This is a genomic window from Flavobacterium lindanitolerans (genome assembly GCF_002846575.1).
Classification (GTDB): Bacteria; Bacteroidota; Bacteroidia; order Flavobacteriales; family Flavobacteriaceae; genus Flavobacterium; species Flavobacterium lindanitolerans.
The window spans coordinates 106,418-121,866 of record NZ_PJND01000008.1; the positions used below are offsets into that span (position 1 = coordinate 106,418).

Sequence of the window (15,449 nt, forward strand, 5' to 3'; positions counted from 1 at the left end):
GTGGATAAGCTATACTTTTGATTTATGATTTTAGATTTTAGATTTTCGACTTTTGACTTTTGACTTTCAACTTTCGACTTTCAACTTTCGACTTTCAACTTTCGACTTCCAACTTTCGACTTCCAACTTCCAACTTCACTATTTTTTTTCAAGTTTTTTAATGATGGTAAGTAAGGCTTTACGGTTTTTAGCCTCATGATAAAATTTAGGGAGTTTTTCCAAAAGGGTGAAATGTGTGCGGTCTTTATGCTCACGTAGGGTTGCGGAAATATACTGTTCCAGATAATTCAGATGTTCGCCGTTATAAGCAAAAAACACATCGTTTTTAAACGGATATTGCAACCAGAGTTCCACATCGAAATAATTGTGTGCGGCCCATCTAAGAATCGCTTTTTGGCCTGCTATTGAAGTTTCCATTGAGGCTTCTTTAATATAACCGCAGTTGGAACAATACAATCGGGTCGATTTATTCTCAGCAGAAGCTTTAGCCACAGCTTTCTTGCCGCATGCAGGACAAACCACCCAAACCTCATCATAGAAATGGGAAAGAGTCTTATTTTGGTCTGAAAAACGGTTTTGCATAACTGTTCCATTGGTTATTGCCGGCAACTATTTTCACGTAAAAATATAAAGTTGCAAAGCTTAAAATTTCCTATATCCAAAAGTAAGAAATTAGATACTCATTTCATAAAATAAGTAATATTCCTCCATTACGACTTTAAGTATCTTATTTATGGAATAAATGCTTATATTAGCCTGTATAGTTCCCCGACTCTACCAAATCAAGGCCATATGAAAAGACTATCTTTTTTCTGTTTATTGTTGCTAACTTGGAATATAAGCTTTGCTCAGTCCTCTGAATTAAAAAAAATCCAGGCTTCCCTTCCTAAAATCAGTGATAGCCTTCAATATGTTGATAGGCTGAACAGAATGGCAATGTTGCTCTATGAAAAAAATGCCGACAGTACTTTTTATTATGCCCGAATGGCCCGCGAAATTGCCAACCGCCATAATTATGAGCAAGGCAGAGCCGATGCCATGAACAATCTGGGTGTTTTTTTTGACATTAAAGGCAATTTTCAACTGGCTTTAAAATATTATAACCAGGGCTATACGAGATATAAAAAACTGGGCGATGCTACGAATTGTGTGCAATCCCTGATGAATATTGGTATGGTTTATCAGGAAATGGGCAAAGACGACCGTGCCTTGCGCCGTTATGATTTGGCTTTCAGGCAATCCGAAAAGCTCCGTAACGATTCCATCAGGTCTTTGGTTATTTATAACTATTTGCTGTCTTATCCGGAACATTTTAGCAGAGATTCAACCCACTATTATATCAACGTAGCCCAAAAGATTGCTGCAAAATATAAAGACGAACGTACGCTGGTTGCCATTGACCAGCTTATTGCAGACGACCTTATCAAGCATGGCAATCGTGCCGAAGGATTGGCCTTGCTGGAACAGACCATTTCAACTGCCATCGACAAAAAATTATTTTATGTGTCAATGGATATGCATATTGATATGGGCCAGCAACTGGAAGCAACAGACCCAGAACAGAGCATACACTACTATAAACAGGCTTTGGCTATTGCAGAAAATAACGACTACCTGTATTATAGCGAAATCTTAGTACGGAAACTGTTTGAAATCTATAATGCCCGCAAAGACTATGCAGCCGCGGCCGAATATAGTCAGAAACTAATTGAAATTCACGATAAGGAATCGGCACTAAGCCGGGAATCGGGAATAGATTATATCGATTACGCCGTAAAAGATGAAGAAATAAAATCATTGGAAAGCAGGTATAACTACCAGTTAGCCTTGTCTGTATTGGCGTGTATTGCTTTTGTTCTGGCCATTTCAATGATTATTTCCATTCGTAAACATTTACGGCGTACCAAGCGGCAGAACAGCCAGATGAAAAAGGCATTAAGCGCATTGGAGCAGAGTCAGGCAGACAATACCCGTATGATACGCATTGTGGCGCATGACCTTCGCAATCCCATAGGCGGAATACATGCTATTGCCTCCATGATGCTCGAAGAACCTGACAGGTCTGAGGAAGACAGAACCATGCTTGAACTGATGAAAACATCAGGACAAAACTCACTGGATTTGGTCGACAACCTGTTACAGCTACAATTTAGCAGCGAGCAGTTGAAAAAAGAGCCCGTTGATATCGCAGAAATGCTTAAATATTGTGTGGCCCTGCTAAAAAGCAAAGCCGATGTAAAGCAACAACAGCTCAATTTGGAAATTGTTACCGCAATAGTAAATGCAAGTCGCGAAAAACTGTGGAGGGTCATCAGTAATCTGATTGCCAATGCCATCAAGTTTAGCCCTAACGGAACCAGGATAAAGATTAAAATGACACAGAAAGAACAAAAAATACGCATTTTGGTTAAAGACGAAGGTATTGGCATACCTCCTGAAATGGGTGAAAAGATTTTTGACCTTTTTACTGAAGCCAAAAGACCCGGCACTGCGGGCGAACAGCCATTTGGAATGGGATTGGCCATTTCAAAACAGATTGTAGAAGCCCATAATGGAAAAATCTGGTTTGAAAACAATAACTCCAGCGGTACCACTTTTTTTGTTGACCTGCCCTTTAATTCTGGAAATTAATTACATAAATTAACTCCCGGAGTCTTAAACTTTCTTAATTCAGCCACAGATTCAAAGAATTACACACATTCAAAGAATCCATACCAATATGAAAGAACGACCGGAAATCTATTTTTAATAACTTGTGTTTTAAACGACATACATAACCTTAAAACCTCAGTACCTCAGCAACTTAGTACCTTCATACCTTAGCCACTGCCAAAAAAATTATTGCGACATAATTGCATTAAATGAATTATCTTTATTTTTGTTATAACTAATAAACGAGTTATTATGGCAGAATTTTGGGAAACAAATTTTAGCGAAAAACGCGAAATGTGGGGACTGGAACCTGCGAATTCAGCCCTTCTGACGAAAAATCTTTTTGTAGAGAATGCAATCAAAAAGATACTCATTCCGGGCATTGGCTATGCCAGAAATGCACAGGTTTTCAGAGAAAACAGAATAGATGTAACCGGAATAGAAATATCAAAAACGGCTATTAAATTGGCTAAAAAGCATTACGGAAACGACATCACTATTCACCATGGTTCCGTAACCGATATGCCGTTTGACGCCAATCTATATGATGGAATTTATTGTCATGCACTCATCCATCTGCTGGACGAACAGGAAAGAAAAAAACTGATTCAGGATTGCTTTCAACAATTAACAAACAATGGATATATGGTCTTTACAGCTATTTCCAAAAAAGCGCATACCTATGGTTCCGGAAAATTTATCAGCAAAGACCGTTACGAAATTTTTGAAGGAGTTAAGATGTATTTTTACGAACCGGAATCCATACAGTCAGAATTTGGAAAAGCCGGATTAATTGAAATCCGGGAGATTACGGAAAACTATCCGTTTTATCTGATTGTATGTAAAAAACGGTAGCCAAACAAACTTTATAAGCATTCTTGGAGATGATATAACACCTTTGCAAGACAAATAACGGAAATTTGTAACTAAGCTAATGATACGAAAAGTTATAAAAACAACGTTATGAAAGGTAAAAATCAAACTCCGGTCCCAAAAGTTTCAAGCAAAAAAAAGCCTGAAATTGATTATGACAATCAAAAACCTGCTGAAGAACATCTTGAATCCGGCCATTCGAAAGGCATTAGTCCTTCCAGCAAGGAGACTTCAAAAGACATCAAAACGACAAAGGAAGCGCAGGAAAAACGCGAAAAGAATTTAGAAAGAGGACACGATAGTCTTGACATCCCATCCGGCTCCGAAGGCAAAGCCAAAAGAAAGAAATAATTGCCCTCAAAAACATTATGGCACTTTTTAATGATACTGAGCTATTTTTTAGCGGCAACAGAGGCAAAAAAATATTTGACCTGCCCGATACGGAATTGCTTTTGATTGATAATTTTTTCACTAAAGAAGAATCTGATTTCTATTACACTACCCTGCTCCATCAAACAAAATGGAGAGAATATGAAATGGAAATATATGATAAAGTAGTAACCGCACCCCGAATGATTGCCTGGTATGAAGATAAGGAAAACGTCGGAGCAGACGTGAATGGTCCTGACTGGACACCCGAACTATTGGCTATCCGCAAAAGAGTGGAATCTGAAACCCAACTGAACTTTAACAGTGTGCTGCTCAATCTGTACCGCAATGGCAAAGATGGCGTGTCCTGGCATAGCGACAGGGAAGGAAATTCAGGCAAAGACCCCATAATTGCCTCCGTCACTTTTGGAGCAACAAGAATGTTCCGGTTACGGCACAAATTCCGTACAGATATTCCGCAGGTTGAAATTCCTTTACACCACGGTTCTTTCTTACTCATGGCAGGAACCACTAATAGTTTCTGGCAACACCAGATTCCTAAAACAACAAAAGAAGTATTACCGAGAATCAACCTGACTTTTAGACAAGTAAACAGAAAAACTTAAAGTTTTAATTTATTGTTTACTTATCGCAATTATCTCTTCTTTTGTGAGTACATAGGCCGTGTCTCCTTGCCGTAATTCCATGGCGAATGTTCCTGTAAATTCACCAAAAGCAGGCAGGATGATTTGGAATGGCGATTGAAAAAAACAAGGCAGTTTTAAAAACTGCCGACCTTCTCCGGCAAGTACTATGGAAGGATGAATGTGCCCGGAAATAGTATACAAGCCTTCACGTTCTTCCGGAAAATGGGTGAGCAGAAAACCATCCAGCAACCATTCGTTTACTACGGGAATATGGAGTTCTTCGTATTTTTTACGGTCAACAATATCGTGATTACCGGCTACTAATACGATTGGCAAAGCTGTACGGTTTCTCCATTGTTCAAAAAGAAGCCATTCCCTATTCATTGAGCTATGAAATAAATCACCCAGAAAACAGATTTTTTGTGGGGCAAAATGGTCCACAAGCTTGTCGAGCTTACTGAAATTTTTAAAGATTGGTTGGGTAGGCAACGCCGAACCGTGTTTTCTGAAATGCGAAATTTTACCCAAATGCACATCCGAAACCAAAAGCATTTCCTGTCCTTTCCAATAGAGGGCACCGCTGTTGTGGAGTACAAACTCATGGTTATTAATTTCAATTTCTAATGTCATCCTTCTTCTTTATTTCCTAATTGGACTTCATATAACTGGCTGTCATTTTCTTGATACGTTCTGCCAGAGTTTCTGTTGACAATCGTTCCCGCAACCTATCTGTGATGATAGGAAAACTGAAAGGAGTCGGTTTTTCACATTGTTTCCAGACTACCTGCTGGTTTTGAATTCGCTCTAAAGCCATAATCAGACGGCCTTCCTCTAACTGGTGCTCAAAAGTTTCCCTATAGGCCTGCTGTAGCAACAAATTATCCGGTTCATAATCGCGAAATACTTCAAAAATTAATTGCGACCCACTTTGTAAGTGTTTCGTTTTTATAATCCTGCCGGGATAGCCTGCAAAAACCAATCCTGCTATTACGGCTATATCCCTGAATTTTCTTCTGGCAATTTCAGTAGCATTAAGGCTTTTCTGAAGGTCTTCATGCAAATATTCGGGTGTAAACAAATTGTTGTCCAGAAGTTCCGCTACAGCTATCTGTTTGTCACTCAACAATTCAAAACCATAATCATTATAAGCCAGCGAAAAAGTAATAGGCGTTAGCAGGCTTATCCTGTACGCTATCAGGCTTGCCAAGGCTTCATGCACGAAGCGACCTTCAAACGGATAAAACAAAATATGATGTCCTTCGCGTGTTTTAAAAGTCTCAATCAGAAACTCATCGGCATCAGGCACAACAGATTCCTTCTGCTGTTGCTTAAAAACAGGTTTAAGTGCGCGGAGTTCCGGTGAAGCCTTTTCATTGTTTGCGGCATATAATTCGGTTCTTATAAGCTCACCCATTTGTGCAGAAAGTGTCATTCTGCTTCCCATCCAACTGGCATGCTGTGCTTTGGCAGATGGATTGGCCTTACGTACTAAAACCTCCATATTTTTTGTACGATACAATTCCAATTTCCGACCGGCAAAAATAAATACATCACCCGGATATAACTTTGATACAAACGACTCTTCAATACTGCCGATATAGCCACCGCTCATAAATTTGACACTCATCACAGCATCACCCACTATGGTTCCCATCTGCATGCGATGGCGTAATGCAACGCTTCTGCTGTTTACTTTAAAACGCCCGTCTTCTTCTATTTCAACTTTTTTGTATTCGTCATAGGCCTCAAGGCTCTGGCTTCCTTTGGTAATAAAATTAAGTATCCATGCCCATTGCGATTCTGTCATGGCCTGATAACAGAAAGTACTTTTGACTTCTTTATAAATTGCTGAAGGATAAAACCCGTCAGATACCGCCAACGTAACCAGATATTGTACCAAAACATCCCAACTGTTCAGGTAAGGAATCCTATCTTCCACAACGGTTTCCTTTACGGCACGTTTTAAGGCTGAGGCTTCCACCAGCTCAATAGCATGCGTTGCCAGAAAATAAATAACACTTTCTTGTCCGGGACGATGCCCGCTACGTCCGGCCCGTTGCAGAAAACGTGCAACGCTCTTAGGTCCGCCAATTTGAATTACGGTTTCTACCGGAGCAAAATCTACTCCTAGGTCAAGACTTGACGTACAAATCACTGCTTTGAGTTGTTCGTCACGTATGGCCTGCTCTACCCATTGTCTGGTTTCACGGCTAATGCTTCCGTGATGCATAGCCATTTCGCCCGCAAATTCAGGATATTTTTCCAGCAAAGCCTGAAACCATATTTCGCATTGAGACCTTACATTGGTAAATATGAGGGTTGTCCGGCTGTTTTTGATAATATTAGCCACCTCATCAATGAGATGCAATCCCATGTGTCCGCGCCACGGATAACTGTCCATTTTATCCGGAATAATAGAGATGACTTTTATTTTTTTCTCAATGTGTGCCCTGACCAATTCCTTATTTTGAAACGCTTCCGATTCAGGTCCCAGCAATACTTCCATGGCCTGTTCCAGATTGCCTATAGTTGCCGATATTCCCCAAATACGAAGCTTTGGCGCTACAGTCTTCAATCTTGAAAGCGCCAGTTCTATTTGCACACCGCGTTTGCTTCCCAACAATTCATGCCATTCATCAACAATAAAAGCGGTACAGTCTTTAAAAACAGCCTCATATCCTTTGGTAGCCAGCATAAGATGCAGGCTTTCCGGTGTTGTTACAAGCAAATCGGGCATTTTGGTTTTCTGCCTGCTTTTTTCTGTAGCAGAAGTATCACCTGTGCGAATGCCTACCGTTAACCCCGTTTGCAAATCGTCTGCAACACGTTCCGCCGCCTGTTTTATTTCAACAGAGAGTGCCCGAAGCGGCGTGACCCATATTGCTTTTAAACCGGGAATATGCCGGGTCTTATATTCAGGATTTTTTTTAATATAATCAAGCACCACCGGCATCCACAATGCATAAGTTTTACCGCTGCCTGTAGGAGCATTCAGCAGTCCGTTTTTTCCCTGCAAAAAGGCAGTCCAGGTCTTTAGCTGAAAAGTATGCGGTGTCCAGCCTTTACCTGAAAACCATGTCTTTGCTATATCAAAAAGTGCCTCCCTGTTCATTTTTACTGTTACTACCGTATCATATTTTTAAGTTCCTGAATCGTATTTGCTTCTTCTATCTTCTTATCAGTACGCCATCTTAAAATACGGGGAAAACGTGTTGCAATTCCACTTTTATGTCTTGATGAAAGTGCAATTCCCTCAAAACCGATTTCAAAAACCAGTGCCGGTGTCACACTCCGTACCGGACCAAAACGCTCCAACGTATTTTTCTTAATGAAATCATCCACCATCCTGAATTCGGCATCTGTCAACCCCGAATAAGCCTTGGCAAAAGTAACCAGTTCACGTGAGCCGTCTTCCTTATCCTGCCAGAGCGCAAAAGTATAATCCGTAAACAGGTTTGCCCTTCGTCCGCTTCCTCTCATAGCATAGGTCAGCACCGCATCAATAGTAAGCGGCTCCAGCTTCCATTTCCACCAATCGCCTTTTTTACGTCCCACCAGATAGGGAGATTTTTTACGTTTCAGCATAAGACCTTCGCTATTCAATTCCCTTGCTTTCATTCTTTCTTCGGTTACGGCCTCCCAGCTTTCCATATCAAAACGCTCCGAAAGTTGCATCGGCAATCCCAAATCTTTTACGGCATCATAAAGTTCTTCCAACAATTGCCTTCTTTCTTCATACGGATGGTTCCGGATGTCTTTTCCCTGCCATTCTAAAAGGTCATATGCTCTAATAATAACCGGCGTTTTCTGTAGCAATGCTTTAGTAATTGTTTTGCGGCCAATACGCGTTTGCAAGTCTCCAAAAGTTCCAATTCTGCCATCCTTATAGGGTAAGATTTCACCATCAATTACGGTTCCATCCGGCAATACATTCACAAATGCCTGAAATTCGGGATATTTGTCCGTAATCAATTCTTCACCCCGACTCCAAAGATAAACTTCTCCGTATCGGATAATGGTTTGCGACCGGATGCCATCCCATTTATGCTCTATGCTCCAATCACGGACATCACCTAAATTTTCAGGTTCCGATTCGATGGCATAAGCCAGATAAAACGGATAAGGTTTGGATAAATAGTCCTGGCTTTTTTCTTCCAGTATCAGCTTTTGGAAAGTAATTTTTTGAGGATTCCAGTCTCCCATCAACTTGTAGGCCAGTACATCTTCATCAATGCCTACTGCTTTGGACAATGCTCTGGTCATTAATTTCTGACTGAGCCCGATACGGAAACTGCCAGTAATTAATTTTGTAAAGACAAAACGTTCGTAGTAATTGAGCATTAGCCAGTTTTCATGAAGGTATAAGCGTTTTTCAGCTTCACTTTTACTTTTCAATGCAATCATTTCACCAACATATTCACTCAGGCTTTTCTCAGAATGCTCTTTGCTATCCGGTATAATCAGGGCAATAGTTTCTGCCAAATCACCTACTATATGATAGGATTCTTCAAAAAGCCACAACGGAATGTTTGCCAGCTCTGAAGCCCATAATCGGAGTAAGGTTGTATTGACCGGCCTTGGAGGTCTGCGATGCGACAAGAGTGCAATGGTCCACACTTTATCCGGGTCACTGGCATGCAGGAAATATTCTGTCAATGCCTCCACCTTGACTGAAGTCTTATTCGAGCTGTCGAGTGTTTTAATGAGTGATGCAAAGTTTCTCATAGCTCTTCTTTTTTTTCAGCATCCTTTTCATTTCCAACAGAAATTTCCTCTTCATCGCCTTCGTATTGCGTATTTTCGGTCACTGCATCATATCCTAATTCCCTGAGGTAGGCACTAAAAATATCGCTATAGCCATGCGTGCAGATTATTCGTTCTGCTCCGGTTGCCTTGACGCTTTCAAGCAATCCCTGCCAATCGCAATGGTCACTAAGCACAAAACCTTTGTCGATTGCCCTGCGTCTTCGGGCTCCGCGAAAGGCCATCCAACCGCTGGCTGCTGCCGTCACATAGGGAGTCATCTTTCGTATCCATACGGTTCCGTGTGCACTGGGCGGCGCCAGTACCATACTACCGGGGAATGCTTCTTTTTTAGTTTCCTGCGTAATCCGGATTGTAGGCGGGAAATCGACTATAGTCCGCAATACTTCCGTCATATTTTCAACGGCACCATGCGTATAAATGGGTCCTATATCCGAATCCAGATATTTGAGCAATCGCTGGGCCTTCCCCAATGTATAGCCAAACAATACTGAAGTCCTTCCCTCTGCCTTGTTCTGTGCCCACCAGGTATTGATGTCCTGCATCACTTCAGCTTGCGGAAGCCACCGAAATGCAGGAAGTCCGAAAGTGTTTTCTGTAATAAGCGTATGGCAACGGATGGCTTCATAGGGAGTAGAAATCCCATCATCTTCCGTCTTATAGTCGCCGGTAAAAACCCATACTTCCCCTTTGTATTCTACCCTTACCTGCGAACTGCCTATAATGTGTCCGGCCGGATGCAGAGAAAAAGTGACCCCGTTAATTGTAAAGGTTTCACCCCATTCTTTTCCGGTTACAACAATGTCGCCCAAACGGTGCTTTAATATGGGAATATTGTAATGATGTGTGATGTAGTAACGGTGTCCAAACCGCGCGTGGTCAGAATGTCCGTGGGTAATAATTGCATTTTTTACCGGTCGCCACGGGTCGAGATATACATCGGCCTGGGCACAGTAGATTCCTTTATCATTAAATACCAGTAGCTTGTTCTTCATAAGTTAAATTAATAGCCAAAAGGGAAGCCTTATAAAGTTACAATCGTAAAAATAATTTTAAAAGAGGTTTCTGAGAAGTTTAACTTTTAAGGAAGTTTCAATGTTCAATTAATAGCTATTTCAAAAAACAAAATCCCTTTGCTTTCACAAAGGGATTTTCAGATTTTCCATCTTACGGATTATTGTTTTACAAATTTTTTATCAAGAATCTGCCCGTCTTCCATACGAAGTTTTAAAAGGTAAACGCCGGATGACAAATCTCCTATCGGAATTTTATTTTCTTCAATCGTTACGCTTCGTACCAATTGTCCGGTCATAGTGTAAACCTCTCCTGATGCTACTTTATTCTGCGAAGCCACAAACAATCCGTTGGTTGCCGGATTCGGATACAAAGAAATAGCGCTTTCCAAACCATGTTCCTCAACTCCTAAAACAAGACCATTCAGGACAATTATAGGACGTGTTCTCTTAGCCTGCACTGATGTAGCTATAGTTCCTCCGGTATAATTCAATGGCGGGTTAAACGGGTCGGCATTATCAGCCGCGGTATCTGTCCGAATCATTAAGGAAGTGATGTTTGGTGTTGCTGGAATCTGGTAAAACAACGTTGTGTTTCCATCATCGCCAGGTTTATTTGCATCTACAGTAATTACAAGATTATCTGTCCCGTTGTATGCAAAAGGAGTACTAAACGTAAATGTAATCGTGGTGCCTGTTTGCGTAAAAGTACCATTTGCCACTACCTGGCTATGTCCGGCAATACTAATCCAATCGGCTCCGGAAGTACCTACCACAGGACTGTATGATGACCTTGTGGTATGTCCTATCCATACGTCAATCATGCCGTTTGTATTAACCAACGAATTGGTATTGTTGACTTTAAAATCAATAGATGTAATGGTTCCCGCCGTACCAATCTCCGAAGCCATATAAATCATCTGTGCCAACGAAGTGGAATAATAAATCGAAATGGGCGTTGAAAGCCCAGCATTACTATCTGTCAATGTTCCGGAACCGATAGTAACCTGTGCAAAAGAAAAAGTACTTGCTAAAAAAGCAAGAAAGGGTAAAGTTTTTATCATAATTCACTGTTTTTAAGTTAAGTAAAAACAAATATACCAAGTATTTTTAGAAACAATACTACAAAATCCTAAATCACAAACCTTAAATCCTAAATCTTAAATCCTAAATCTTAAATCTAAATTTTCAATCATCTGTACCTATTAAAAAACATATTTCTGTATCTGTAACCAAATCCGAAACCTCTCTACCTTTACTCTAACAATTAGACTCGAGAAATCATGGAAACGCCCTTAACACATCAGGAAACACTTCAATTTGCTGAAGTATACCTTTCCGATATAGCACCGCTAAAAACAATTTTCTTTCAGGCATTCCCAAAAAATCAAGATATTACTCCTGCCTTTGGTGTACCCTTTTTAATAGCCAAAAAAGAAAACAAAACTGTAGCCTTTGCCAGTTTTATATTTAATTCAAAAGATGAAATTGACTTTAACGTTTACAATGCCTCTGTAATGACTGATGAAGAAAAATTAATCTTCGTATCTTTCGTTACCGACTATATTAAAAAACAGGATAACGGAAAATTTCGCAATCCTGAGCAATTAAAAAACATGATAAACAAAATATTGCAATGGCTCAACTAAATCACAACTTTAATAGTGTAAAAAAAAGAAACCATGCAGAAAAACTCAAGGAAACGCTATACCTGAAGATTGCCAAAATTATTGAAGAGCAGATTCAAAGCGATACTTTGCGCTTGGGAGACAAATTGCCATCGATACGTAGCGCCCAGAAGTTATACAATGTTAGTATCAATACTGCCAAGCAGGCCTATCTGGAGCTCGAAAGCCGTTCGCTGATTGAATCACGTCCAAAATCAGGTTATTACGTCAGTAAGACATCGCAACGTAAGCTTGCCCTGCCTACTGTGGCTAAAATTAGCAGTACTGAAAAAGAGAAAACTCCGGAAGACCTGATTGACAAAGTATTTGGAACCATTGCCAAATCTGATTTTACTCAATTTGCGTTGGGAATTCCGGGAAAAAATTTTCTCCCGTTGGCTAAATTAAATAAAAGCCTTATCAATACTGTTCGTCGCAGAAATGACGGCGGTACTGCTTACGAGCCCGTACAAGGCAACGAGCATCTGCTTCGCGAAGTGGCAAAATGGTCGCTCGTTCTGGAAGGAAAAATAACCGAAGACGACCTTGTCATTACTTCCGGTGCGATGAATGCCATTTACAATGCGCTGATGGCCGTAACCAAACCAGGCGATTCCGTAGCCGTAGAAAGCCCTGTTTATTTCGGATTTCTGCAGGCCATACAGTTGCTTGGGTTAAAAGCGGTCGAAATTCCTACCCATCCTATTTTTGGCGTAGACCTGGATGCCTTAAAAAAAGTGCTTCCTAACATAGCAGCCTGTTGTTTTGTGACCAATTTTAATAATCCGTTAGGTTTCCAGATGCCTGATGAGAATAAGAAAGAATTGGTACGGCTCATTACAGAATATAATGTTCCGCTAATTGAGGACGATATTTACGGTAATTTATTCTTTGGTGCAGAACGCCCCAAACCCTGCAAGTTTTATGATGAAGCAGGACTTGTGCTGTGGAGCGGTTCTGTTTCTAAAACGCTGGCTCCCGGTTATCGCGTGGGTTGGATTGCTCCCGGCAAATTCAAAGATAAAATTATACGGCAAAAATTGGTGCAGACCGTCTGTAATCCGTCACTTTATTCGGATGTTATTGCTGATTTTTTAGAACATGGCCGTTATGACCACCATCTTCGCACGTTCCGAAACAAGCTATATGCCAACTACCTGCAGATTCAGCGTGCCGTTGAAGCTTATTTCCCGGACAATACCAAAATCTCCCAACCTAAAGGAGGTTTTATGTTATGGCTGGAATTGGACAAACGCATTTGTACCGAAGACCTTTATGATGTAGCCGGAAACCAGAAGATTAATTTTGCTCCGGGAAGAATGTTCTCCCAATACAACCAATACAACAATTGCATGCGTTTGAATTATGCTCTGGAATGGACTGATCGTGTAGAAAACGACCTGGAAAAATTAGGAAAACTGATAAAAAACAGCATTTAAAATACAATAAAACTCCCTTAATGAACACAAATAAAGAAACAGACAACATCAGGATTGTCACTTATGAACCCCAATACCAGGAAGCTTTCAAATCCTTAAATACCGAATGGATTTCAAAGTATTTTGAAATTGAAGCTGCAGATACTATCGCATTAGACCATCCCAAAGAATATATCCTTGACAAAGGTGGTGAAATTTTTATAGCCCTTTTGAATGATGAGCCTGTAGGCGTTTGTGCTATGATTAAAATGCAGGAAGATTTTGATTATGAAATGGCGAAAATGGCCGTTAGCCCAAAAGCACAGGGAAAAGGCATTGGACTACTGTTGGGCAGATTTGTGATTGATTGGGCTACTAAAAACAACGCTACAACAATCTACCTGGAAAGTAATACTCAATTGGTGCCCGCTATCAATCTTTATTACAAGCTGGGATTTAAAGAGATTAAAAGAAAAAATTCCCCTTATAAACGAGCTAATATACAGATGCTTCTGGAACTTGGAAATAAAGAGTAAAATCGTGAATCATAATGAATAAGTTAAAGGGCTGCAGTAGCAGTCCTTTTTTAACAAATAAAAACAAGTAACAGCCTACACTATTTGATTGTGTTTCCGTAAATTTGCGCTGTGAAAAAAATGGCATCCATATTCGCATTGTTTATGCTCCTGAAGCCCGTGCTTCCAGTCATCGAATATGCCATTAATTACGACTACATCGCAACGGTGCTCTGTATTAACAAAGACAAGCCCGAAATGAAATGTAACGGTAAGTGTCATCTGATGAAGGAGCTTGCCAAATCTTCTCAGGACGATAGCGATCAGCCCAAAGAAAAAAGGTTTATGACTTCCGAAAGCCATATCCTGTTTTTTGAGGAAATACTTGATTTCGGACTCGTTCCTGTAAAAAGCCCTTTGGCCAATCAAAGTTCCAACACCTTCTACTCCAATTTGTACAGTCACTTGGATGGCAGGTCTATCTTCCGCCCTCCCGTTTTTTAATTTTTGATATTCCGAAAAGTGCCTGCTTATGGACTTTTCTCTTTTTTCTCCGCAAAAAAACTTGCGGAGCCAATACTCTTATATCAAATTTTAAAAAAACATCATGAAATCATATATAAAAAACATCGCAGTATGTATTGCATTTACCCTATTTCTAACTTCCTGTTCCAGTGATGACGATAGCAAACCCGTAGAGGGAACTTTTGGCGACGTGGAATTATTTTTTGACAATGGCGTGTCAGGCGATGCACTGACACTTGGAAATTCCTATACCAATTCTAATGGCGAAACCCTGAAACTACAACGTTTTAACTATATCGTGAGCAACTTTGTACTCATTAAAGAAGATGGCAGTCAATTTACCTATCCAAAAGACGACAGCTACTTTATTATCAGCGAAGAAGCCGGAACTTTTACAGTTCACTTAGAAAACGTACCGGTAGGCGATTATAAAAAAATCAAATTCGGTATTGGGGTCGACCAGCAACGCTACCTGCAGGGCGAAACTGCACAGCAAAGCTTCTGGGACCTGGCAGCCGTCAATAATATGACCTGGACCTGGTCTACAGGATATCGTTTCATCAATTTTGAGGGAACGTTTACTGCCGCCGGAGGCGATGGTGTTTCCAGAAACTTTATGGTGCATCAGGGAAGCAATACCGCTACCGATAACTATAGAGAAGTTACCCTTAACCTTCCAACCACAGCACGTGTCAGAACAGGAGAAATGCCAAACATCCACCTCAAAAGTGATGCGAATGTTATTCTGGACGGTGATAATAAGATTGCATTACGCCTGAACATGAATCCGGCCGGCACGGCAGCCAGCATTATGGGAGGAGAAAACCTCATCAGTATTGCGGAAAATACTAAAAAGATGTTTACGGTAGACCACGTGCACAATGGTGCCGGAACCCACCACTAATTCACCGTATTTCTAATCTAAAAAGAGGAATCCGGCCCTGAATAAGTTACAGGGCCGGATAGTCTCCGTATGCTAATCTGGAAACTCCAGGCAAAACTTATA

At 40.6% G+C, this 15,449-nt stretch carries 15 protein-coding genes; 9 read left to right on the forward strand and 6 right to left on the reverse strand.

The window, feature by feature from the left end; translation table 11 throughout:
- Nucleotides 1-138: 138 nt before the first annotated feature.
- Nucleotides 139-582, reverse strand: a complete 444-nt coding sequence (locus B0G92_RS10335) for a hypothetical protein (protein ID WP_101472462.1) — start codon at nucleotides 580-582, stop codon at nucleotides 139-141.
- A gap of 210 nt (nucleotides 583-792) precedes the next feature.
- On the opposite strand from B0G92_RS10335, the gene B0G92_RS10340 reads away from it, so the two are divergent.
- The 4 genes from B0G92_RS10340 (at nucleotide 793) to B0G92_RS10355 (ending at nucleotide 4,520) form a co-directional block, all read left to right on the forward strand.
- Entirely contained in the window at nucleotides 793-2,631 is a 1,839-nt protein-coding gene (locus B0G92_RS10340) for an ATP-binding protein (protein WP_101472136.1), read from the forward strand.
- A 273-nt stretch (nucleotides 2,632-2,904) separates the two neighbouring features.
- Nucleotides 2,905-3,507 (forward strand): class I SAM-dependent methyltransferase, encoded by a 603-nt coding sequence (locus B0G92_RS10345; RefSeq protein ID WP_101472137.1) that lies wholly within the window; start codon nucleotides 2,905-2,907, stop codon nucleotides 3,505-3,507.
- 108 nt (nucleotides 3,508-3,615) lie between these two features.
- The gene (locus B0G92_RS10350; RefSeq protein WP_056066389.1) at nucleotides 3,616-3,876 is read left to right on the forward strand and encodes a hypothetical protein; all 261 of its coding nucleotides are present in this window, start codon (nucleotides 3,616-3,618) and stop codon (nucleotides 3,874-3,876) included.
- Nucleotides 3,877-3,893: 17 nt separating this feature from the next.
- Nucleotides 3,894-4,520, forward strand: coding sequence for an alpha-ketoglutarate-dependent dioxygenase AlkB family protein (locus B0G92_RS10355; protein ID WP_101472138.1), 627 nt, complete (start codon nucleotides 3,894-3,896; stop codon nucleotides 4,518-4,520).
- Nucleotides 4,521-4,529: 9 nt separating this feature from the next.
- Here the strand turns inward: B0G92_RS10355 and pdeM are convergent, their stop codons facing one another.
- From pdeM to B0G92_RS10380, 5 genes are all read right to left on the reverse strand, one after another.
- Complete coding sequence (gene pdeM, locus B0G92_RS10360; RefSeq protein WP_101472139.1) at nucleotides 4,530-5,171, reverse strand: ligase-associated DNA damage response endonuclease PdeM; 642 nt, start codon at nucleotides 5,169-5,171, stop codon at nucleotides 4,530-4,532.
- Between the two features lie 16 nt (nucleotides 5,172-5,187).
- On the reverse strand, nucleotides 5,188-7,653 hold the full coding sequence (locus tag B0G92_RS10365; protein ID WP_101472140.1) for a ligase-associated DNA damage response DEXH box helicase: 2,466 nt from the start codon (nucleotides 7,651-7,653) through the stop codon (nucleotides 5,188-5,190).
- Nucleotides 7,654-7,664: 11 nt separating this feature from the next.
- Nucleotides 7,665-9,266, reverse strand: a complete 1,602-nt coding sequence (locus B0G92_RS10370) for an ATP-dependent DNA ligase (RefSeq protein ID WP_101472141.1) — start codon at nucleotides 9,264-9,266, stop codon at nucleotides 7,665-7,667.
- Nucleotides 9,263-10,300: a ligase-associated DNA damage response exonuclease gene (locus tag B0G92_RS10375; RefSeq protein WP_056066374.1), complete on the reverse strand. Its 1,038-nt coding sequence runs from the start codon at nucleotides 10,298-10,300 to the stop codon at nucleotides 9,263-9,265. Before B0G92_RS10375 ends, B0G92_RS10370 begins: the two co-directional genes overlap by 4 nt.
- Nucleotides 10,301-10,479: 179 nt before the next feature.
- The gene (locus tag B0G92_RS10380; protein ID WP_101472142.1) at nucleotides 10,480-11,382 is read right to left on the reverse strand and encodes a T9SS type A sorting domain-containing protein; all 903 of its coding nucleotides are present in this window, start codon (nucleotides 11,380-11,382) and stop codon (nucleotides 10,480-10,482) included.
- A 219-nt stretch (nucleotides 11,383-11,601) separates the two neighbouring features.
- Here B0G92_RS10380 and B0G92_RS10385 point away from each other — a divergent pair, with 219 nt between their 5' ends.
- The 5 genes from B0G92_RS10385 to B0G92_RS10405 all read left to right on the forward strand — a co-directional run bounded on the left by B0G92_RS10385 (nucleotide 11,602) and on the right by B0G92_RS10405 (nucleotide 15,347).
- Nucleotides 11,602-11,967, forward strand: coding sequence for a hypothetical protein (locus tag B0G92_RS10385; protein ID WP_101472143.1), 366 nt, complete (start codon nucleotides 11,602-11,604; stop codon nucleotides 11,965-11,967).
- Complete coding sequence (locus B0G92_RS10390) at nucleotides 11,955-13,424, forward strand: aminotransferase-like domain-containing protein (protein WP_101472144.1); 1,470 nt, start codon at nucleotides 11,955-11,957, stop codon at nucleotides 13,422-13,424. The genes B0G92_RS10385 and B0G92_RS10390 overlap by 13 nt, the downstream gene beginning before the upstream one ends.
- A 20-nt stretch (nucleotides 13,425-13,444) precedes the next feature.
- Nucleotides 13,445-13,939, forward strand: coding sequence for a GNAT family N-acetyltransferase (locus B0G92_RS10395; protein ID WP_101472145.1), 495 nt, complete (start codon nucleotides 13,445-13,447; stop codon nucleotides 13,937-13,939).
- 120 nt (nucleotides 13,940-14,059) lie between these two features.
- On the forward strand, nucleotides 14,060-14,422 hold the full coding sequence (locus B0G92_RS10400; RefSeq protein ID WP_235498546.1) for a hypothetical protein: 363 nt from the start codon (nucleotides 14,060-14,062) through the stop codon (nucleotides 14,420-14,422).
- A 103-nt stretch (nucleotides 14,423-14,525) separates the two neighbouring features.
- Nucleotides 14,526-15,347 carry an MbnP family protein gene (locus B0G92_RS10405; protein ID WP_101472146.1) on the forward strand — a complete coding sequence of 274 codons (822 nt, stop codon included), beginning with the start codon at nucleotides 14,526-14,528 and terminating at the stop codon, nucleotides 15,345-15,347.
- The last annotated feature ends 102 nt before the right edge of the window (nucleotides 15,348-15,449 follow it).

Bases quoted from the DNA above. Each gene is read 5' to 3' on its own strand.
- B0G92_RS10340 (WP_101472136.1), top strand. From the start codon at position 793: ATGAAAAGACTATCTTTTTTCTGTTTATTGTTGCTAACTTGGAATATA.
- pdeM (WP_101472139.1), bottom strand. From the start codon at position 5,171: ATGACATTAGAAATTGAAATTAATAACCATGAGTTTGTACTCCACAAC.
- B0G92_RS10365 (WP_101472140.1), bottom strand. From the start codon at position 7,653: ATGAACAGGGAGGCACTTTTTGATATAGCAAAGACATGGTTTTCAGGT.
- B0G92_RS10370 (WP_101472141.1), bottom strand. From the start codon at position 9,266: ATGAGAAACTTTGCATCACTCATTAAAACACTCGACAGCTCGAATAAG.
- B0G92_RS10355 (WP_101472138.1), top strand. From the start codon at position 3,894: ATGGCACTTTTTAATGATACTGAGCTATTTTTTAGCGGCAACAGAGGC.
- B0G92_RS10395 (WP_101472145.1), top strand. From the start codon at position 13,445: ATGAACACAAATAAAGAAACAGACAACATCAGGATTGTCACTTATGAA.
- B0G92_RS10350 (WP_056066389.1), top strand. From the start codon at position 3,616: ATGAAAGGTAAAAATCAAACTCCGGTCCCAAAAGTTTCAAGCAAAAAA.
- B0G92_RS10390 (WP_101472144.1), top strand. From the start codon at position 11,955: ATGGCTCAACTAAATCACAACTTTAATAGTGTAAAAAAAAGAAACCAT.
- B0G92_RS10400 (WP_235498546.1), top strand. From the start codon at position 14,060: ATGGCATCCATATTCGCATTGTTTATGCTCCTGAAGCCCGTGCTTCCA.
- B0G92_RS10375 (WP_056066374.1), bottom strand. From the start codon at position 10,300: ATGAAGAACAAGCTACTGGTATTTAATGATAAAGGAATCTACTGTGCC.
- B0G92_RS10345 (WP_101472137.1), top strand. From the start codon at position 2,905: ATGGCAGAATTTTGGGAAACAAATTTTAGCGAAAAACGCGAAATGTGG.
- B0G92_RS10385 (WP_101472143.1), top strand. From the start codon at position 11,602: ATGGAAACGCCCTTAACACATCAGGAAACACTTCAATTTGCTGAAGTA.
- B0G92_RS10380 (WP_101472142.1), bottom strand. From the start codon at position 11,382: ATGATAAAAACTTTACCCTTTCTTGCTTTTTTAGCAAGTACTTTTTCT.
- B0G92_RS10405 (WP_101472146.1), top strand. From the start codon at position 14,526: ATGAAATCATATATAAAAAACATCGCAGTATGTATTGCATTTACCCTA.
- B0G92_RS10335 (WP_101472462.1), bottom strand. From the start codon at position 582: ATGCAAAACCGTTTTTCAGACCAAAATAAGACTCTTTCCCATTTCTAT.